The organism is Streptomyces sp. NPDC059828, from assembly GCF_042731955.1.
Taxonomy (GTDB): domain Bacteria; phylum Actinomycetota; class Actinomycetes; order Streptomycetales; family Streptomycetaceae; genus Streptomyces.
Genome location: NZ_JBHWIW010000052.1, coordinates 1 through 18,817, shown reverse-complemented (window position 1 = coordinate 18,817; position 18,817 = coordinate 1). Strand labels below are relative to the sequence as shown.

At 72.3% G+C, this 18,817-nt stretch carries 18 protein-coding genes; 9 read left to right on the top strand and 9 right to left on the bottom strand.

Features of this window, described 5'->3' with window-relative positions; genetic code table 11:
* Positions 1 to 84: 84 nt before the first annotated feature.
* The 3 genes from ACFV6V_RS26085 to ACFV6V_RS26075 all read right to left on the bottom strand — a co-directional run bounded on the left by ACFV6V_RS26085 (position 85) and on the right by ACFV6V_RS26075 (position 3,383).
* Complete coding sequence (locus tag ACFV6V_RS26085; RefSeq protein WP_385569448.1) at positions 85 to 1,389, bottom strand: deoxyguanosinetriphosphate triphosphohydrolase; 1,305 nt, start codon at positions 1,387 to 1,389, stop codon at positions 85 to 87.
* Between the two features lie 70 nt (positions 1,390 to 1,459).
* The gene (locus ACFV6V_RS26080; protein ID WP_385569494.1) at positions 1,460 to 2,383 is read right to left on the bottom strand and encodes a sirohydrochlorin chelatase; all 924 of its coding nucleotides are present in this window, start codon (positions 2,381 to 2,383) and stop codon (positions 1,460 to 1,462) included.
* Between the two features lie 289 nt (positions 2,384 to 2,672).
* On the bottom strand, positions 2,673 to 3,383 hold the full coding sequence (locus tag ACFV6V_RS26075; RefSeq protein ID WP_385569445.1) for a hypothetical protein: 711 nt from the start codon (positions 3,381 to 3,383) through the stop codon (positions 2,673 to 2,675).
* Positions 3,384 to 3,525: 142 nt separating this feature from the next.
* Here ACFV6V_RS26075 and ACFV6V_RS26070 point away from each other — a divergent pair, with 142 nt between their 5' ends.
* Both ACFV6V_RS26070 and ACFV6V_RS26065 read left to right on the top strand, forming a co-directional pair.
* Entirely contained in the window at positions 3,526 to 4,263 is a 738-nt protein-coding gene (locus ACFV6V_RS26070) for a vancomycin high temperature exclusion protein (RefSeq protein WP_385569442.1), read from the top strand.
* A gap of 46 nt (positions 4,264 to 4,309) precedes the next feature.
* The gene (locus ACFV6V_RS26065; protein ID WP_385569439.1) at positions 4,310 to 6,445 is read left to right on the top strand and encodes a molybdopterin oxidoreductase family protein; all 2,136 of its coding nucleotides are present in this window, start codon (positions 4,310 to 4,312) and stop codon (positions 6,443 to 6,445) included.
* Here ACFV6V_RS26065 and ACFV6V_RS26060 read toward each other — a convergent pair.
* The 3 genes from ACFV6V_RS26060 to ACFV6V_RS26050 all read right to left on the bottom strand — a co-directional run bounded on the left by ACFV6V_RS26060 (position 6,405) and on the right by ACFV6V_RS26050 (position 8,390).
* Positions 6,405 to 6,866 carry a gamma-glutamylcyclotransferase family protein gene (locus ACFV6V_RS26060; protein ID WP_385569436.1) on the bottom strand — a complete coding sequence of 154 codons (462 nt, stop codon included), beginning with the start codon at positions 6,864 to 6,866 and terminating at the stop codon, positions 6,405 to 6,407. The genes ACFV6V_RS26065 and ACFV6V_RS26060 overlap by 41 nt on opposite strands.
* Positions 6,863 to 7,252: a divalent-cation tolerance protein CutA gene (gene cutA / locus ACFV6V_RS26055; protein ID WP_385569434.1), complete on the bottom strand. Its 390-nt coding sequence runs from the start codon at positions 7,250 to 7,252 to the stop codon at positions 6,863 to 6,865. The genes ACFV6V_RS26060 and cutA overlap by 4 nt, the downstream gene beginning before the upstream one ends.
* Before the next feature lie 694 nt (positions 7,253 to 7,946).
* Positions 7,947 to 8,390 (bottom strand): MarR family winged helix-turn-helix transcriptional regulator, encoded by a 444-nt coding sequence (locus tag ACFV6V_RS26050; protein ID WP_385569431.1) that lies wholly within the window; start codon positions 8,388 to 8,390, stop codon positions 7,947 to 7,949.
* A gap of 105 nt (positions 8,391 to 8,495) precedes the next feature.
* On the opposite strand from ACFV6V_RS26050, the gene ACFV6V_RS26045 reads away from it, so the two are divergent.
* From ACFV6V_RS26045 to ACFV6V_RS26025, 5 genes are all read left to right on the top strand, one after another.
* Positions 8,496 to 8,894 (top strand): nuclear transport factor 2 family protein, encoded by a 399-nt coding sequence (locus ACFV6V_RS26045; protein WP_385569428.1) that lies wholly within the window; start codon positions 8,496 to 8,498, stop codon positions 8,892 to 8,894.
* A 123-nt stretch (positions 8,895 to 9,017) separates the two neighbouring features.
* A complete protein-coding gene (locus tag ACFV6V_RS26040; RefSeq protein ID WP_385569426.1) occupies positions 9,018 to 10,229 on the top strand; it encodes an NAD(P)/FAD-dependent oxidoreductase in 1,212 nt (403 codons plus the stop codon).
* 1 nt (position 10,230) lies between these two features.
* Entirely contained in the window at positions 10,231 to 12,774 is a 2,544-nt protein-coding gene (nirB, locus tag ACFV6V_RS26035) for a nitrite reductase large subunit NirB (RefSeq protein WP_385569424.1), read from the top strand.
* Positions 12,771 to 13,106 (top strand): nitrite reductase small subunit NirD, encoded by a 336-nt coding sequence (gene nirD, locus ACFV6V_RS26030; RefSeq protein ID WP_385569421.1) that lies wholly within the window; start codon positions 12,771 to 12,773, stop codon positions 13,104 to 13,106. The genes nirB and nirD overlap by 4 nt, the downstream gene beginning before the upstream one ends.
* A gap of 92 nt (positions 13,107 to 13,198) precedes the next feature.
* On the top strand, positions 13,199 to 13,711 hold the full coding sequence (locus tag ACFV6V_RS26025; RefSeq protein WP_385569492.1) for a DinB family protein: 513 nt from the start codon (positions 13,199 to 13,201) through the stop codon (positions 13,709 to 13,711).
* A 4-nt stretch (positions 13,712 to 13,715) separates the two neighbouring features.
* On the opposite strand, the gene ACFV6V_RS26020 is transcribed toward ACFV6V_RS26025, so the two are convergent.
* Together ACFV6V_RS26020 and ACFV6V_RS26015 are read right to left on the bottom strand one after the other, a co-directional pair.
* Positions 13,716 to 14,129: a VOC family protein gene (locus ACFV6V_RS26020; RefSeq protein ID WP_385569418.1), complete on the bottom strand. Its 414-nt coding sequence runs from the start codon at positions 14,127 to 14,129 to the stop codon at positions 13,716 to 13,718.
* Between the two features lie 89 nt (positions 14,130 to 14,218).
* Entirely contained in the window at positions 14,219 to 15,142 is a 924-nt protein-coding gene (locus ACFV6V_RS26015; RefSeq protein ID WP_385569416.1) for an MBL fold metallo-hydrolase, read from the bottom strand.
* A 93-nt stretch (positions 15,143 to 15,235) separates the two neighbouring features.
* Between ACFV6V_RS26015 and ACFV6V_RS26010 the strand changes: the two genes are divergently transcribed.
* Together ACFV6V_RS26010 and ACFV6V_RS26005 are read left to right on the top strand one after the other, a co-directional pair.
* Positions 15,236 to 16,180 (top strand): AraC family transcriptional regulator, encoded by a 945-nt coding sequence (locus ACFV6V_RS26010; RefSeq protein ID WP_385569413.1) that lies wholly within the window; start codon positions 15,236 to 15,238, stop codon positions 16,178 to 16,180.
* 157 nt (positions 16,181 to 16,337) lie between these two features.
* Positions 16,338 to 17,498 carry a PhoX family protein gene (locus tag ACFV6V_RS26005; RefSeq protein ID WP_385569490.1) on the top strand — a complete coding sequence of 387 codons (1,161 nt, stop codon included), beginning with the start codon at positions 16,338 to 16,340 and terminating at the stop codon, positions 17,496 to 17,498.
* On the opposite strand, the gene ACFV6V_RS26000 is transcribed toward ACFV6V_RS26005, so the two are convergent.
* The gene (locus ACFV6V_RS26000) at positions 17,464 to 18,570 is read right to left on the bottom strand and encodes an ArsR/SmtB family transcription factor (protein WP_385569410.1); all 1,107 of its coding nucleotides are present in this window, start codon (positions 18,568 to 18,570) and stop codon (positions 17,464 to 17,466) included. The genes ACFV6V_RS26005 and ACFV6V_RS26000 overlap by 35 nt on opposite strands.
* Between the last annotated feature and the right edge of the window lie 247 nt (positions 18,571 to 18,817).

The following is an 18,817-nucleotide window of genomic DNA, read 5'->3' as shown; positions in this document are numbered from 1 at the left end:
GGAAGAGGGGGTGTCGGGGTGTGCGGGCCGGTCCAGCGGCGGTTCGGGTCGGTGCGAGGCTGGTTCCGGCCATGTCGGCGTCCCTTACGCCCCTCGCGAAGTCAGCCGGTCGTGCAGGGCTCGCGCCGATGCGTCGGTGAGCGAGGCGATCTGGTCAATGATCACCCGCTTGCGTGACCGGTCGTCGGGCGCGGCGTCGAACAGCGCCCGGAACTGCGGGTCCAGTCCTTCGGGCGCCCTGGCCATCAGGGCTTCGGCGAGTTCGGCCACCACGATGCGCTGCTCGGCGCGCAGCGCCTCCTGCTCCGCCCGCTGCATGACATAGCGGTCGGCGACCGCCTTGAGCACCGCGCACTCCAGGCGGGTCTCGTCCGGGACGACGAGCTCCGCGGCGTAGCGGGTGAGCCTGCCGGTGCCGTACGCCTGACGTGTCGCGGACTCGGCGGCCAGGCAGAACCGGCCGATGAGCTGGCTGGTCGCGTCCTTGAGCCGAGCCTGCGCGACGGCCGATCCGTCGTAGCCGTGGGGCCACCACTCCTGGTCCACCAGCCGGTCGAGGGCCGCGGCGAGGGCCTGCGGATCGGTGCCGTCGGGTACGTAGCGGCCGATCGCCACCGCCCAGATCTCCCGGCCCTCGTGCTCGGACAGCAGGGCGTTCGGGTCGACATGCCCGGCGTGCAGCCCGTCCTCGAAGTCGTGCACCGAGTAGGCCACGTCGTCGGCCCAGTCCATGACCTGGGCCTCGAAGCACTTGCGGTGGCCCGGAGCGCCCTCGCGCGCCCAGGTGAAGACCGGCAGGTCGTCCTCGTACACGCCGAACTTCGGCGACCCGGGGTCGGTGGGATGGCCGCCGCGGGCCCAGGGGTACTTGGTGGCGGCGTCGAGTGCCGCCCGCGTGAGATTGAGCCCGACGCTCACGGGCTGGTCCGAGTGGGACGAGTGGACGAAGCGCTTGGGCTCGATACGGGTGAGCAGCCGCAGCGACTGGGCGTTGCCCTCGAAGCCGCCGCAGTCCTTGGCCACGTCGTTGAGCGCCTGCTCGCCGTTGTGCCCGAAGGGCGGATGGCCCATGTCGTGCGCGAGGCACGCGGCCTCCACCAGATCGGGGTCGCAGCCCAGTGCCTCGCCGAGCTCACGGCCGACCTGGGCGCACTCCAGGGAGTGGGTCAGCCGGGTGCGGGGGCTCGGGTCCCAGGCGGCGCTGCGTGAGCCCGGGGTCACCACCTGCGTCTTCCCGGCCAGGCGGCGCAGCGCGGCGGAGTGCAGCACCCGTGCGCGGTCGCGCTGGAAGGCGGTGCGACCGGGGCGTTTGTCGGGCTCGGGGGCCCAGCGCGCGGTGGCTGCGTCGTCGTAGTCGTGCTCGCCTGGCGTGCCCGTGGTGCCTTCCATGCCCCGACGGTAACCGCTCAGGGCCCGCGGTGCGGTACGGGCCCTGAGCGGCGGCGCGTGGTCGTCGGGCTCAGGCCGTCACCAGCTCGCGCCGGCCGGGCAGCGGCGAGGCGTCCAGCGCCGCGTCATAGCGCTGGAGCACCAGCCGGGCGAGTGCGGCGTGGGCGCCGACGGGTTCCGCCGCGATCCACGGGGCGGCGGCGGCCGCCGCCGACGCGAACCGGCCGGGGGCGGTGAAGTACGAGGCCACAGCGACACGGTGGCGGCCACGGGCAGCCAGGGCGCGTACCGCGTCCGGCACGCTCGGCGAGACCGCGGAGGCGTAGGCGGGCACGACCGGCACCCCGCCGATGCGCTCGCTGAGCAGGGCGGCGGTACGGCGGGCGTCGGCGGCCGAATCGGGGTCGCGCGACCCGGCCGCGGCCAGCACCACTCCGGCGCTGCGGCTGCCGTGGTCCTCGGCGCGCCAGCCGGCCTCGGTCAGCCGCGCGTACAGCGCCTCGACGAGCAGCGGATGCGGCCCGAGGGGCGGCGCGAACCTGGCTCGCAGCCCCGGGAACCCGGCGACGGCATCGGGGATGTCCCGCTTGACGTGGTAGCCCCGGCCCAGCAGCAGCGGCACGAGCACGGCGTCGCGGCGGCCCTCCGCGACAAGGCCGGCGAGGGTGTCCGGCAGCAGGGGCGCGTCGAGCTCGATGTGCCCGAGGCGGATGTCCAGCCCCGGACGCAGTTCCCGGGCCCGGTCGAGCAGACGGCGGACGGTGCGGACGGCACGGGGGTCGCGGCTGCCGTGGGCGACGGCGAGGAGGGAGGGGGCGTGGAGGTGGGAAGGGGCGGCGGGGGATGCGGGAGAACTCATGGGTCTGCGCACTCCGTTGAGCTGGACGTGACTGAGCTGAGTCCCCAACTGCGCGGTGATCCGCGTGAGCAGCTGCGCGGTGCTGTCGAAAGTGGTGTCGAGAGTGCCGTCGAAGCTGCTGTCAGGGGGCAGCATGCCGGGGGCCGTGAACGCGCGAGGGTGTACCGACTCCGTCATGAGCCGATCGTGACGGGCGCAGGTTGCGTCCCCGTTGCGGCGCCGTGAAAGGTGTTTTCCGGGACCTCACGGCCCCGCACCGGGCTCAGGTCAGGTGATGCCGCAGTACGTCTTGATCCCGCCCATCATGAGCTGGACCTCGATCGTCGTGACGAGCAGTCCGCCGAACCGGGTCATGATGGCCGTGCCGCCGGCCGACAGACCGCGGTTCCCCGGCCGCTCCCTCCCGGCAGGCCCGGACGGGGTGTCAGCTCGCCAGCCAGACGCGCAGCTCCTGGCCCGGCAAGCACCCTTGTCCCATCGCCGCGTCCAGCGACTCCCCCGCCTCCCAGCCGACGACCGGCATGCCCGGCCACAGCCGGGCGACCGCGGCGAGGCAGCCCGCCCAGGCGCGGTCGAGGTCGCCGTCGACGGCGAAGAGGTTGGAGACACCGAGGACGGACGCGCTGCGGCTGACCACCGCCCCCGCGACGGTCCGACGTCCGCCCTCCGCGGCCTCCGTGGTGCCCGCGAGCACGGTCGTGGCGCGGTCGGTGAGGAGCTCGGGGCGGAAGATGCCCGCCATGTCCCCGTCCCCGCCGGCCCACGCAGCCGCCCACTGGGCCAGACCGCTGGTCGTGCGGACCGGCCGCCAGACCACGCCGGCGGGGGCGACCGGGGTGGCCAGGGTGGCCGGGCGGTGGATCCAGCGGGCTTCGATGATCACCTCGAAGCCGTCCGACGAGAGGTCGAGCCGACCGAAACTGTCCTTGACCGAACAGCCGGGCGCCGCACGGTCGATGCCGTCGAGTACGTCCTGGGCCGCGGCCCCCGGTGAGAGCGTCACCGCGTCCGGATACAGCGGCGGGGTACGGAACTCGCTGGTCCAGGCCCGCTCGCCGAACACTCCGGAGATCCCGTGCGCACGGCACATGGCGTCGCACCATTCGGCGTTGTTGCGGGCAGCGTCAGCGATCATCCCGTCATCATGCCGGACCGGCGGCGCTCGACTCGCCGGGTTTTCGCCTGTCGGACACTGAACCGCCGCGCCCGGGATGACGTCGGAAGAGATGAGTCGTACGACAGAACGACCGGCGGCGAATCCAGGGGGTCTCCACCGTATGCGCAAGTTCTCGATCCGGGGGCTCTCGCTCCGCCTGCCCAGAACCCGTCGCGGGCAGCGGCGCGCCGTGCAGGGCGTCATGCTGGGCTGCGTCCTCGCGCTGGCCCCGGCGACCTGGATGCACACCGTCGCCGGCAGCCGGGTCCGTACGGTGGCCGACGTCCCCGCCCGCGACGTCGCCGTGGTGTTCGGGGCGGGGCTGTGGAAGGGGCGCCCGACGCCGTATCTCGCGCACCGGCTCGACACCGCCGCCGAGCTGTACCGGACGGGCAAGGTCAAGGTCGTGCTCGTCACCGGGGACAACAGCCGGACCGAGTACGACGAACCGGACGCGATGCGCGCGTACCTCACCGACCGCGGGGTGCCCGACGGCCGGATCGTCAGCGACTACGCGGGCTTCGACACCTGGGACTCGTGCGTCAGGGCCAAGCAGATCTTCGGGGTGGACCGGGCGGTGCTGGTGACCCAGGGCTTCCATATAGAACGGGCCGTCGCGCTGTGCGGTGCGGCGGGGGTGGAGTCGTACGGTGTCGGGGTCGCGGAGCCGCTCGACACGACCTGGTACTACGGGGAGACGCGGGAGCTGTTCGCGGCGGGCAAGGCGGCGCTGGACGCAGCGTTCAAGCCGGAACCGACCTTCCTCGGGCGCAAGGAGTCGGGTGTCGCGGAAGCGCTGGCATCGGACACCTCACCTTTGCCCGGGCAACGGGCTGAGTACCCCGCACCGGCTTCGTAACACGAGGAGCCCGTCGGCGTAACACCGGCGACGCACGCTGAGGGACATGTCCCTCGCTCCCGCCGCCCCCGCACTGGTCCCCACCCACTGCCCGTACTGCTCCTTGCAGTGCGGGATGAACCTGCGCGATGCCGGCGTGGACGCGGACGCGGGCGCGGTCGAGGTCGTGGAGCGCCCCGACTTCCCCGTGAACCGAGGTGCGCTGTGCGGCAAGGGACGCACCGCGCCCGCCGTGCTCTCCTCTCGGGTGCGGCTGACCACGCCCCTGGTGCGAAGCCCCGCCACGGGCGCGCTGGAACCAGCCACCTGGGACGAGGCCCTGCGCGTCACCGCCGAAGGGCTCCGGCGCACCCGCGAGGCACACGGCGCCGACGCGGTGGGGGTGTTCGGCGGCGGCGGGCTCACCAACGAGAAGGCGTACACGCTCGGCAAGTTCGCCCGGGTGGTGCTCGGCACCTCCCAGATCGACTACAACGGCCGTTTCTGCATGTCGTCCGCGGCGGCCGCGCACCAGAGGGCGTTCGGCCTGGACCGCGGGCTGCCCTTTCCGCTGGAGGACATTCCGCGCTCCGGATGCGTGGTCCTCGTCGGCTCCAATCTCGCGGAGACGATGCCGCCCGCGCTGCGCTACCTCACAGAGCTGAAGGAGAACGGCGGTTCGCTGATCGTCGTCGATCCGCGCCGTACGAGGACCGCCGAGCAGGCCGATCTGCATCTGGCCCCGCGTCCCGGCACGGACCTGGCCCTGGCGCTGGGGCTGCTGCACCTGGTGGTGGCGCAGGGGCGGACGGACGAGGACTTCATCCGGGAGCGGACCAGCGGCTGGGCGGAGACCAGGGCGGCGGCGATGGCGCACTGGCCCGAGCTGGTCGAGCGCATCACCGGTGTCGGGGTGCCGCAACTGCGCACGGCCGTTGACCTGTTCTGCGACGCGCCCACCGCCATGGTGCTCACGGCACGCGGCCCCGAGCAGCAGTCGAAGGGGACCGACACGGTCGGCGCCTGGATCAATCTGGCTCTGGCCACGGGGAACGCGGGCCGGCCGCTCACCGGATACGGCTGCCTCACCGGACAGGGCAACGGGCAGGGCGGCCGGGAGCACGGCCAGAAGGCGGACCAGCTGCCCGGCTACCGCAAGCTGGACGACCCCGCGGCACGGGCGCATGTCGCCGGGGTGTGGGGGATCGACCCCGGCTCCCTGCCCGGCCCCGGCCGCAGCGCGTACGAGCTGCTGGAGGCGCTCGGCGGGGAGGTGAAGGCCCTGCTGCTCATGGGGTCCAACCCGGTGGTGTCCGCCCCGCGTGCCGCGCATGTCGAGGAGCGGATCCGGGCGCTGGACTTCCTCGCGGTCGCCGATGTGGTGCTGTCGGAGACGGCCGCGCTGGCGGATGTGGTGTTCCCGGTGACCCAGTGGGCGGAGGAGACGGGGACCACGACCAACCTGGAGGGCAGGGTGCTGCTGCGGCGGCGTGCCATCACGGCGCCGGACGGGGTACGCAGCGACCTGGAGGTGCTGCACGGTCTTGCCGGGCTGCTGGGCCACGAGAAGGGCTTCCCGACGGACCCCGAGGAGGTCTTCGGGGAGCTGCGGCGGGCATCGGCGGGTGGGGCGGCGGACTATTCGGGCATCGACTACCGGCGGCTGGAGGAGGAGAACGGCGTGTTCTGGCCGTGCCCTGAGGCGCCGGAGAAGATCGCGGGCGGCCCTGAGGAGGTCCACCCCGGGACGCCGCGGCTGTTCCTGGACCGGTTCGCCACGGCGGACGGACGGGCCAGGTTCGTACCGGTCGTCCACCGGGAGGCCGCCGAGGACACCGACGCGGAGTATCCGGTACTGCTGACGACCGGCCGGGTGCTCGCCCAGTACCAGTCAGGGGCACAGACCCGCCGGGTCGCCGAGCTGAACGCCGCGGCCCCGGGGCCGTTCGTGGAGCTTCACCCGCGGCTCGCCGCGCGGATCGGGGTGGCGGAAGGAGAGCCGGTCGCGGTGCTGTCCCGGCGGGGACGGGCGGTGGCACCGGCCCGGCTGACCGAGTCGATCCGGCCGGACACGGTCTTCATGCCGTTCCACTGGGCGGGCGAAGGGCGGGCCAACACACTGACCAACCCGGCACTCGACCCGGTCTCGCGGATGCCGGAGTTCAAGGTGTGCGCGGTGCGGCTGGAGCCTGCGGACGGGTAGGTGCCTTCCGGGCCGTCCAGTCGCCGCCCGGGATCACGGTGCCGCGCGCCCGCAGCTCCCGTGCCATCACATCAGCGGCGACATACACCCAGGCCGTGACGCTCCCCCGGGCCGTCTCGACGTCCCTGGCGACCCTTACGTACACATTGCGCGGGTCGTCGGGGCCGAAGTACTCCTCCAGCTCGTCCAGCACCGCTGACAGCGCGTGATACCCGTCCGGGAACGCGGTGACCAGCTCGCCGAGCACCGTGCCGTCGCCGTCGTTCTCGATGACGTACGGGTAGCCGGGCCCGTCGTACAGCACCGCTCCCGGGAGGCGGGCCGGTTCCTCGGCGGAGGTGCGACCGCGCAGGAAGCGGTCGTGGTTGTGCTCGCCGGGGCGCAGGGTGCCGTAGACGAAGAACGGCAGCGGGCCGTTCACGGCGCGGGCTCCTGAGCGGAACCCGCCGGGGGGACGTCCGGCGTGGCCGTCTCGGCGGCGACCCACTCCAGGTAATCCGCACTGCCACGCACCACAGGCGTGGCGATGATCTCCGGGGTCGCGTAGTCGTGCCGCTCCTTCAGATGCGTCTCAAGGGCGTCGTAGCGGTCCTCCGTGGTCTTCAAGAGGATCTGCCACTCCTGGCTCGTCTCGACGGCGCCCTGCCAGTGGTAGACGGAGGTGACGGGTCCGGAGGTCTGCGCACACGCGGCCAGTCGCGCCTCCACCGCACCCCGCGCCAGCGCCTCGGCCTGCGCGGCGCTGCCGGTGGTGGTGAGCACGGTCAGCACCTTCACGGCGGCCAGGGGCCTGTTCGTCGCGGTCATCCGCACGTTCCTCTCCTCGCCCGGTCCTCGCCTCGGCTCCTGTGCCCAACCTCGCACACGCCAGCCGACGCGCCGTACAGCGTCCTCGAATCACCCATTCGGCGCGACCGACCCCACGGTGCACCCAATGGCCCATTCCACCACTGTGACCTGCGAAAACGAAGCCCCGGTACGGCGATGAGCCCCGCACACCCCCATATCTGATCGCCCATCAGCAGGCGTGCCCGGCGCACTGGCTCTTACCTCAGAGATGAGAAGGGCGTCGGCGGCAGCGTCGGGGCCCGGACACCACCCAGATCGCGGCGAGCACGGCCGTTCCGGCCGTGCCCGCCGTCGGCGGGGCGTGGCCCTTGCTGCGCTGGGCGAGCGGCGCGCAGGGCAACCAACGGGCTCGGCCTCCACCGTCCTCGTAACCGCCCCGTCCTCGCCCCCGTCATGCGTCCGGCTGACGGGGGCGGGGAGCCACGTTCGGCACGCAGACCTCGATGACGGTGACGTTCCCCGTCGGCCGCACAGCGCCGTGAGGTCCTCGCTCGTCCTCCGGGGCCGGATGCCGGGTCATCGCTCGGCCTCCCGGCCCGGATGCCGGGTCCCACCCTCGCAGCCGACCGCGGGCGAAGGAGCCTCGCAGCCGGCCCCGGGGGAAGGGGAGCCTCGCAGTCGGCCCCGGATGAAGAGGCCCTCGCGGCGGGCCCTACGCGAAGGGGCCCTCGCTGACGAAGCGCTGAAGGTTCCGCGCGAAGGCCGCCGCCTCACCGGCCGGCCAGGTGGCGAGGCCGGCCTCGATGTGGGCGGACAGACGGTGGCGCAGGGTCCCCACGGTCCGTTCGCCCGCAGCCGTGAGGGCGAGCAGGGTCGCCCGTCTGTCCTCGGGGTCGGGTTCGCGCCGGACGAGCCCCGCCTCCTCCAGCCTGGAGGCACGGCGGGTGACGCCGGAGCGGTCGAGGCCCACGTCCCCGGCCAGCGCGGCGGCGCTGCGCGGACCGCTGCGCGCCAGTGCGCTGAGGATGGGATAGGTCAGCTCGTCCACGGCTTCGCCCAGGCCGTCCGTCAGCCTCCGGTACAGCTCCAGGCGGTTGCTGCGCTTGAGCAGTACGCCCAGGGCATCAGCGATCTCGTGTCCCACACCGCTCTCCATGCACCCAGATTAGCGTGCGCGGCGCACGCATGTGCGCTACAGTTCAGGAGAAGCGTGCGCGACGCACGCATCATCCAGCAGTGACCGGCCTGGAAGGACCACACCATGACCACGAACCGGACCAGCATCGCCGCCGCGCTGAACGACCTGATCCTCACCCCCGTACCCGACCTCCAGGAAGCCGCCGACCGGCACTTCGCCCCCGACTACCGCCAGCGCACGGACGGCGAGTGGGCCGACCGCGAAGGCTTCCTGGAGCACATCGCCCATCTCCGCACCGTCGTCACCGACGGGTCCATCGAGGTCCACGACGAGCTGTACGACGACACACGCTACGCCGACCGCCACACGGTCCACGTCACGAAGAAGGACGGATCCACGGTGCGCACGGAGGTGTACCTGTTCGGGGAGTTCGCCCCCGACGGCCGCTTCCGCCGTATCGAGGAGGTCACCCTCATGCTCGAAGGCGCCGAAGCCGACCGGAATCTGGGCAGCGCCCGCTGAGGCGGCCACGCCCGAGGGCCCCGCGCGCCCTCACACCGCTCCCGCACCCGCGCTGAGATCAGCGTTCCCCACGGGAAACAACGGAGATGCGGGCAGGTAACAGCGGCGCTCCATGCTGCCTGCATGGATACGAGGACCGTGGTGATCGGCGCCGGGATGGCGGGGGCGCGCCTGGCGCGCCTGCTCTCGCCGGTGTGCGATGTCACCCTGCTCGGCGACGAGCCGCACACCCCCTACAACCGGGTGCTGCTCGCCGAGGTCCTCGCCGGGCGGTACGCACCGGAGGTGATCGCCCTGCCGCCCGTGCCGGGCGGGCCGGCGACGGTGCGGCACGGGGTGCGGGCGGTGCGCATCGACCGCGAGGCGCGGACCGTGCACTGCGCGGACGGCTCGGCGGTGGAGTACGACCGGCTCGTGCTGGCGACCGGCTCCAACCCGGTGCTGCCGCCGCTGCGCGGCACCTCGGGCGGGCTGCCCGAAGGCGTGCATCCCTTCCGCACCCTGGACGACTGCCTGGCCCTGGCCGCCCTGGCCCGTACGGGCACGCGCGCCGTGGTCATCGGGGGCGGGCTGCTCGGGGTCTCGGCGGCGCGTGCGCTTGCGGAGCGCGGGGCGGACGTGGTGCTGGCCCATCACGGGCCCACCCTGATGGACCGCCATCTCGACCCGGCGGCCGGGGACCTGGTCCGGGCCCATCTGGAGGATCTCGGCGTCGAGGTCCACACGGAGTGCCATGTCCGCGGCCTGCGCAGCGGCCCCGAACAGGCGGTCTCCGGCGTCGAACTCGCCGACGGCTTCGTCCTCGACGCGGAGTGCGTGGTCCTCGCCTGCGGGGTCCGGCCGCGTACGGCGCTTGCCGCCGATGCGGGCCTCGCGGTCCGCCAGGGCATCGTCGTGGACGACGAGCTGCGTACGTCGGATCCGCGCATCCACGCCATCGGCGACTGCGCCGAGCACGCGGACACCGTCTACGGCCTCGCGACGGCGGCGGTGGAACAGGCCGACGCCCTCGCCGCCCTGCTGACCGGCACCGGCCCGGCAGCCGCCTACACCGGCACCCGCGCCCTCACCCGGCTCACCCTCGGTGGCGCCGGAAGTCTCGATGTCGCCGCCTTCGGGGACCCCGCCCCGCGCCCCGGGGACGACGTCGTGCAGCTCGCCGACGCCACCCGCGGGGCCTACCGGAAGGTCGTCGTCCGCGGGGACCGCCTCGTCGGGGGCGTCCTGCTCGGGGATCTCGCCACCGTCGGCGCGCTGGCCCGCGCCTGGGAGGGCGACGACCCCCTGCCCGACGCCCCGCTGCTCCACCTGCTCACCACCGACGGAGGTTTCTGAAATGACCGCCACCACGCCCACCACCCCCACGATCGTGCTGGTCGGCCACGGCATGGTCGGCCAGCGTTTCCTGGAGGCCCTCGCCGAGCGCGGCGCCACGGAGCGGACGCGGGTCGTCGTGCTGTGCGAGGAGCCCCGCCCCGCGTACGACCGGGTGCAGCTCACCTCCTACTTCGCGGGCCGCACCCCCGACGACCTGTCCCTCGTCGAGGACGGCTTCATGGACCGGCACGGCATCGAGCTGCACCTCGACGATCCCGCCGTCAGCGTCGACCGTGCCGCCCGCACGGTGACCGCGCGCTCCGGGCGGACGTTCACCTACGACTCCCTCGTGCTGGCGACCGGCTCGTACCCCTTCGTGCCGCCGGTGCCGGGCAAGGACGCCGAAGGCTGCTTCGTCTACCGCACGATCGAGGATCTGCTCGCGATCGAGGAGTACGCGAAGACCTCCCGCACCGGTGTGGTCGTCGGCGGCGGGCTGCTCGGCCTCGAGGCGGCGGGCGCGCTCAAGGGCCTCGGCCTGGACACACACATCGTGGAGTTCGCGCCCCGGCTGATGCCGGTGCAGGTGGACGAGGGCGGTGGCGCGGCGCTGCTGCGGACCATCGAGGGCATGGGGCTGAGCGTGCACACGGGGGTCGGCACCCAGGCGATCACCGCCGACGGCGGCACGGTCACCGGGATGAGCCTCTCCGACGGCTCCGCGCTCGCCACCGACCTCGTGGTCTTCTCGGCCGGTGTGCGGCCGCGCGACCAACTGGCCCGTGACATGGGCCTGGAGGTGGGCGAGCGCGGCGGAATCGTGGTGGACGAGCAGTGCCGTACGTCGGACCCGGGCGTCTTCGCGATCGGCGAGTGCGCCCTGGCCTCCGACGGCCGGGTGTACGGACTGGTCGCCCCCGGCTACGAGATGGCGAAGACCGTCGCCGATGTGCTGGTGGGCGAGGAGGGCGCCTTCACGGGCGCCGATCTGTCCACGAAGCTGAAGCTGCTCGGGGTGGACGTGGCGTCGTTCGGCGACGCGCACGGCACGGCCGACGGCTGTCTGGACGTCGTGTACGCGGACTCGCGCTCCGGGGTCTACAAGAAGCTGGTCATCGGCCGGGGCGGCGAGCTGCTCGGCGGTGTCCTCGTCGGCGACGCCGATTCGTACGGGATGCTGCGCCCCCTCACCGGCAGCGTGCCGCCCGTGCCGCCCGAGCAGCTGGTGCTGCCGGCCGGTGCGGGGGCGCCGGTCGTGCTCGGTCCGTCGGCGCTCCCGGACGACGCCGTCATCTGCTCCTGCCACAACGTCACCAAGGGCGAGATCTGCGCCCACACCTCCCTGCCGGAGGTGAAGAAGTGCACCAAGGCTGGCACGGGCTGCGGCAGTTGCGTGAAGGTCATCGGCCAGTTGCTGCCGCAGGCGGCCGACCAGGGCCTGTGCGGCTGCTTCTCGTACACCCGCAGCGAGCTGTACGAGATCGTCCGCACACTGCGACTGAGCTCGTACGCGCAGCTCCTCGACTCGCACGGACGCGAGGAGGCGCGCGGCGGCGAGGGCTGCGAGGTCTGCAAGCCCACGGTGGGCTCGATCCTCGCCAGCCTCGGCAACGGCTACATCCTCGACGGCGAACAGGGCGCGTTGCAGGACACCAACGACCACTTCCTCGCCAACCTCCAGCGCAACGGCTCGTATTCGGTCGTACCCCGCATCCCCGGCGGTGAGATCACCCCGGACAAGCTGATCGTCATCGGCGAGGTCGCCCGCGACTTCGGCCTCTACACGAAGATCACGGGTGGCCAGCGGATCGACCTGTTCGGCGCCCGGGTCGACCAGCTCCCCGCGATCTGGACCCGGCTGGTCGACGCGGGATTCGAGTCGGGGCACGCGTACGGGAAGGCGCTGCGCACGGTCAAGTCCTGCGTGGGGCAGACCTGGTGTCGCTACGGCGTACAGGACAGCGTGAAGATGGCGATCGACCTGGAGCTGCGCTACCGGGGGCTACGCGCCCCGCACAAGCTCAAGTCGGCCGTGTCGGGCTGCGCCCGTGAGTGCGCGGAGGCGCAGTCGAAGGACTTCGGCGTGATCGCCACCGCCAACGGCTGGAACTTGTACGTCGGCGGAAACGGCGGCGCCACACCGCGCCACGCCGATCTGCTCGCCCAGGACCTGTCCGACGCCGAACTCATACGACTCATCGACCGGTTCCTGATGTTCTACGTCCGCACGGCGGACCGGCTGGAGCGCACCTCCACCTGGCTGGAGCGGCTGGAGGGCGGACTCGACCACCTCCGGGACGTGGTCGTGCACGATTCGCTGGGCCTGTGCGACGAGTTGGAGGCCCTGATGGCGGAGCATGTCGCCGGCTACCACGACGAGTGGGCCGCGACGCTGGACGACCCGGACCGGCTGCGCCGCTTCGTGTCGTTCGTGAACGCGCCGGAAGCACCGGACCCGTCCGTGAGGTTCATCCCGGAACGGGACCAGATCAAGCCGGACCTGACCATTCTGACCCTGGGGCCGACCATGGGCCCGACGCTGGAAGGGACCCTGACCCGATGATGACACCGACGCTCCAACTCCATCTGGACGACACCTGGTTCCAGGTCTGCGAGCTGTCCCGGCTCACCCCGGGGCGCGGCGTGGCGGCACTGCTCCCCGACGGACGCCAGGCGGCCGTGTTCGTGGACCGCTCGGGACGGGCGTACGCGATCGACAACCGCGACCCGTTCACGGGCGCGCAGGTGCTCTCGCGCGGCCTGCTGGGCACCGCGGGGGGCCGGCCCTTCGTGGCCTCACCACTGCTGAAGCAGCGCTTCGACCTGGAGACCGGGCGCTGCCTGGACGACGAGGCGGTGACGGTGCGCGCGTATCCGGTGCGCACCGGGGCGTGAACGGGACCTGAGCGGGACGGGAACGGGACCGGAGCGGGGGCTAATTCGCGTGCGGCGCGGGACGGGACGGGGGTACGGTCCGCGCCATGACGATGCCTCCCCGCATACGCCCGCCCTTCGACGCCGACGAACGCACCCAGCTCGTGGGATGGCTCGATACACAGCGCGCGATCGTCCACTACAAGTGCGAGGGCCTGTCCGATGAGGACGCCCACCGGAAGGTGCTGCCCACCTCGCCGCTGATGACCATGGCGGCCCTCGTCTCCCATCTGCGCTGGGTCGAACACGCCTGGTTCGAGGTCCTCTTCCTCGGCGGTGCGGCGGCCGCCAACCCGTCGTTCCTCGACGAGCCCGAGGATGCCGACATGCGGGTCGAGGGAGTCCCGCTGGCCAGGCTGCTGGAGGAGTACGAGCAGCAGTGCGCGAGGTCCAACGAGATCATCGCCGCGCATCCGCTGGACGAGACGGGCAGGCACCCGGACTTCCGTTCCGCGGCGGCCTCCCTGCGGTGGATGCTGATCCACATGGTGGAGGAGACCGCCCGGCACGCGGGTCACATGGACACGATCCGGGAGCTGCTCGACGGCGCGAAGGGCTACTACTGACGGGCTACTGCTGACCCTCCGCCACGACCTTCGGGTCCATCCAGACGACCTCCCAGATGTGGTGGTCCGGGTCCTGGAAGGAACGGCCGTACATGAAGCCGTGGTCCTGGGCCGGCATGGCCTCCGAGCCACCGGCGGCGAGCGCAGCGTCCGCCAGCTCGTCCACCCGGTCCCGGCTCTCGGCGCTGAGGGCGAGGAGCACCTCGGTGGTGGTGGCGGCGTCGGCGATCTCCTTCTTCGTGAACTCCTTGAACCGGGGCTCGGTCATGAGCATCGCGAAGATCGTGTCGCCGAGCACCAGGCAGGCGGTGTTCTCGTCGGAGAACTGGGGGTTGAAGGAGTAGCCGCATGCCTTCCAGAAGGCCTTGGTCCTCTCCAGGTCCTTCACCGGCAGGTTCACGAAGATCATCTGGGTCATGGCCGTTCGTTCCTCTGTTTCGGGTTCGTGTGCGGTTTCCCGTGCGGTGTGCTGATTCACGAGGGGTAGACCGGCGGACCCGGCAGAACTCATCGCCCGCCGGAGCCGGCCCAGGCACCCAGTGTGAACCCGCTGCCGTCCCGGCCGACCTCCACCGCGCCGGTGCCCCCGAAGTGGGCGGGGACGACGAGCTCCCGTTCGTCGGCGGCCCGCTCGAGGATGCGCCGGCGGCTGGCCGCCGCGCCCGCCGGGTCAAGGCAGAAGCAGCTGTTGCAGGCGGGCCGGAGGATCTGCACGGGGCTGTGCAGCACATCGCCGACGAAGACCGCACGGTCGGAGCCCGACGCGACGCGCAGCACGGACGAGCCGGGGGTGTGGCCGGGCGCGGGTTCCAGGGTGAGGTTCTCGTCGATGCGGTGGGCACCGTCCCACAGCACCGCCTGCCCGGCCCGGTGGATCGGGGCGATGCTGTCCTCGTAGATCAGCCGGTCGTCCTGACGACGGCCGTTCCCGTACCCACCCGCCGGGCCGAAGTAGGCGTCGTCGGCGGCCGGGATGAGGTACTGGGCGCGGGGGAAGGCGGGCACCCACGCGCCGTCGGCGCGGGTGGTGTTCCAGCCGACATGATCGCCGTGGATATGGGTGTTGACGACCACGTCGACATCCTCCGGGCGGATCCCGGCCCGGGCCAGGCGGGCGAGGAAGTCGCCCTCCCGCTGGTGGAACTGCGGAGTGCCGGGCCGCTCCCGTCCGCTGCCCACACCCGTGTCGACCAGCACCGTACGGCCGCCGCTGCGCAGCACCCAGGTCTGGAGGGCGACCACGGCGTTGTCGCTGTCCGGGTCCCAGTGGTCGGGCGCCAGCCAGGCCTCGTTCTCCTTCCACACCTCGGCCTCCACGCCGGGCACGATGCCCCGGGCCGGCGTGAACGGGCCCCGCCACTCGATGACACGGGTGACGTCGACATCGCCCAGGACGATGCTCTGTGCGTGCTGGTGCTCTTCGTTGTCCATGCCCTCGAATCTATGGCAGGCAGGTGAGCACTCCAATGCATCATCGGCTCTCCGCGATACGCATGCGTCTCACGCGCGGAGTACGCTGCCGTGATGGATGTGCTGAGCGATGCCATCGCGGCCGTACGCCTCGGGCAGCCGTCGTCGAACCGGGTCAGGGTGGAGGGCAGTTGGTGCGCCCGCCTGGCCCCGTACGAGGGCGCGGGCTTCCACGTCGTGCTGGAGGGAAGCTGCTGGCTGCTGGCCGACGGCGGCACCGCCGTCACGCTCGGCGCGGGTGACGCCGTGCTGCTGCCCCATGGCACCGGCCACGTGATCGCCGACTCCCCCGCCGACCCGCGGACCGTGCGCCGGGCCGTGCCGTTCGAGAGCTGGCGCGGGGCGGCGGAGACGGGGGCGGAGACGGCGGCGGGGCCCGGAAGCGTGCGGATGCTGTGCGGCAAGTACCGGTTCGGCCGCAGCCACCGGCACCCGCTCCTGGCGGAGCTCCCTGAGGTGGTCCATCTGCCGGGCCGGGCCGGCGGCCACCACGAGCTGCGGGCGGCCATCGAGCTGCTCGGCCGTGAGCTGGACAACCGCGGCCCCGGTTTCTGCACGGCCGTACCCGGTCTCCTCGACCTGCTGCTCGTGTACATGATCCGGTCCTGGATGGCCGAAGGGACGACCGGGGCCTGGCCCGCCGTGCTGAGCGACCCGGTGACCGCCACCGCCCTCCGGGTGCTGCACTCGGACCCGGCCGCGCCGTGGACCAACGACCGGCTGGCCGCCGAGGCGGGTGTGTCCCGCCCCACCCTGGCCCGGCGTTTCAGCACGCTGGTCGGCAGGTCCCCGATGGCATACCTCACCTGGTGGCGGCTGACCGTCGCCGCCGGGCTGCTCCGTGACACTCAGGACTCGCTGACCGCCATCGCGCACCGCGTCGGATACGGCACTCCGTACGCTCTCTCCCACGCCTTCAAGCGGGAGTTCGGCACGACACCGGGGCGCTATCGCGCGGACTCCGCCGATTCCGCGGGAGCACCGCTCCCCGCGGGGTGATCGCCGCTTCGCCCCCTGCCCCGCCGCCCGACGCCTCCCCTTCACCGGTCGTTGAAGCCGTGTCAACTCCGCGCTTCTATGGTCCCTAGGCGCGCGACCCCGCACGCCGACCGGCGTCGCGGGGCAGTCACGGAAACCCATCATGGAGTGAGTGACAGTGGAACGACGCAGCTTCCTGCGCGGGGCCGTCATCGGCACGTCCGCCGCCGCCTTCGGCGGCACACTGTGGCAGGGCGCCGCCGCCGCGGCACCCGCGCAGCCCGGTTCCGGGCCCTACGGTGCGCTCGGCGCCGCCGACGCGAACGGTGTCCAACTGCCCACCGGGTTCACCAGCAGGGTGATCGCACGGTCCGGGCAGCAGGTCGGCACCACCTCGTACACCTGGCACAGCGCACCGGACGGGGGTGCCTGCTTCGCCGACGGCTCCGGGTGGATCTACGTGTCCAACTCGGAGATCAACCCCTCGGGCGGGGCGAGCGCGGTGCGGTTCTCCTCGACCGGCGCGATCACCGGGGCGTACCGCATCCTCTCCGGCACCCGGCAGAACTGCGCGGGCGGCAGGACCCCGTGGAACACCTGGCTGTCCTGCGAGGAGGTCAGCCTCGGCTACGTCTACGAGACCGACCCGTGGGGTGTGACCCCTGCCGTGCGCCGGTCCGCCATGGGCCGGTTCAAGCACGAGGCCGCCGCCGCCGACCCGGTCCGCAAGGTCGTGTATCTGACCGAGGACGAGACCAACGGCTGCCTCTACCGCTTCGTCCCCACCACCTGGGGCGATCTCTCCTCCGGCACCCTCCAGGTGCTCGTGGCCGGCAGCGGCACCTCCCGCTCGTACAGCTGGGCCAACGTCCCGGACCCGGACGGCTCGCCGACCGCGACCCGCAGCCAGGTGTCCGGGGCGAAGAAGTTCAACGGTGGCGAGGGCTGCCACTACGCCAACGACACGGTCTGGTTCACGACCAAGGGCGACAACCGCCTCTGGCAGCTCAACCTCACCAGCGGCACCTACGAACTGGCCTACGACGACTCGCTGGTCGTCGGCGGCTCCGCACCGCTGACCGGAGTCGACAATGTCACCGGGTCGTCCTCGGGCGATCTGTTCATCGCCGAGGACGGCGGGAACATGGAGATCTGCCTGATCACCCCGGACGATGTCGTCGCGCCGTTCCTGCGGATCAACGGCCAGTCCGGTTCCGAGATCACCGGACCGGCCTTCTCGCCGGACGGGAGACGGCTGTACTTCTCCAGCCAGCGCGGTTCGAGCGGGAGTTCGTCGGGCGGTATCACCTACGAGGTGACCGGGCCCTTCCGCGCATAGCCGCCGCGGCCGACGGCCCACTCGCCGCGGCCGGCTGTGCGCCCGGCGCACCGGGTGCGCCGGGTGCCACCGCGGCGGGAGCCACCGGATCCCGCTGGGCCCCGCCCCTCAGGAGCGCGGTGCCCAGCGGGGTCATCGAGTGCAGCACCGCATTGCCGTTGCGCAAGGTGACCACCAGGCCCGCCTCTCTGAGGACGCAGGCGTGCTGACTGGCCGACGCCAGCGACACCCCTGCCCTGCGGGCCAGTTCGCTGGTCGTACAGCCGTTGCCTATGGAGTGCAGCACGGCCGAGCGGGTGTGGCCCACGAGGCGGCCGAGCGTGACCAGGTCCCGCTCGGAATCGGCGGCGGTCGGCGGAGCCGTGTGCGTGACGGGGTAGACCAGCACGGGCGGCAGGTTCCCGTCGCGTCGTACCACCGGGGCCCCGCGGCAGAAGTACGAGGGCTGGAGCAGCAGGCCCCGCCCCTCCAGATGGATCTCCCGGTCGACGGGGTAGTCAGCCTCGAGCACCGGAGCGCTCCAGCGCAGCATCGGCGGCAGCGAGGCGAGCATTTCATCCGCGCCGCCGTCGAGCAGCGCCCGGCCGCGCGCGGCCCGGTCGGCCTCCACGGCGGCCTGTATCTGGGACCAGTAGGGCTCGACCGCCGCCCGGTGGTAGCTGCGCAGCGCCCCGATGAGCCGGGCCATGGGCTCCCCCTCGCCGTCTGCGAGCCCGGCCAGCCGGGCCGGGAGCCCCGGCTGGGGGCGGTCGGCGGCCAGCAGCGCGAGCTCGGCGCGCAGCCGCGGCGCCGGAGTCGCCCGTACCGCTTCGAGGCCCTCGTCGAGCCCTTCGAGCGCCTCGGGCGGGGTCAGGAAGTCCGGGAAATATCCACGCGGCGGCACCAGTGCGGCCAGCAGTCGTGTTTCACCATTCAACCGGGCACGGGTTTCCGCGCGCCATTCCCCGTACACCGCCGTGCCCCGGCGGTCCCGCAGCCGGTGAAAGCTCAGAATCGTCTCCCACAAAACGTCCGGCCTGGCCGCCATCCTCACCCTAGCTAGGTCTTCACCCGTGAAATGGATACGCAGCACGGAACCCCCACTGTTGCATCCGCAATCGTCCCAGCCACTGAGTATGCATGCAATCACAGGCCGTCACCACGGAGTTTCAGCCACAGTTGAAACGCAGTGCGCAGAACCGCACAACCCGAAAAGCTGTACGACGTCGGACGCGAAACCTTCGAGTACCGAGGGGCGAGGGAAAGACCGTGGGGGGCTTTCCCCGCCCGGCGGCGGTCGGCGGAGGTTGCGGCTCCGTGTCCGACATTGGTAATGGGGC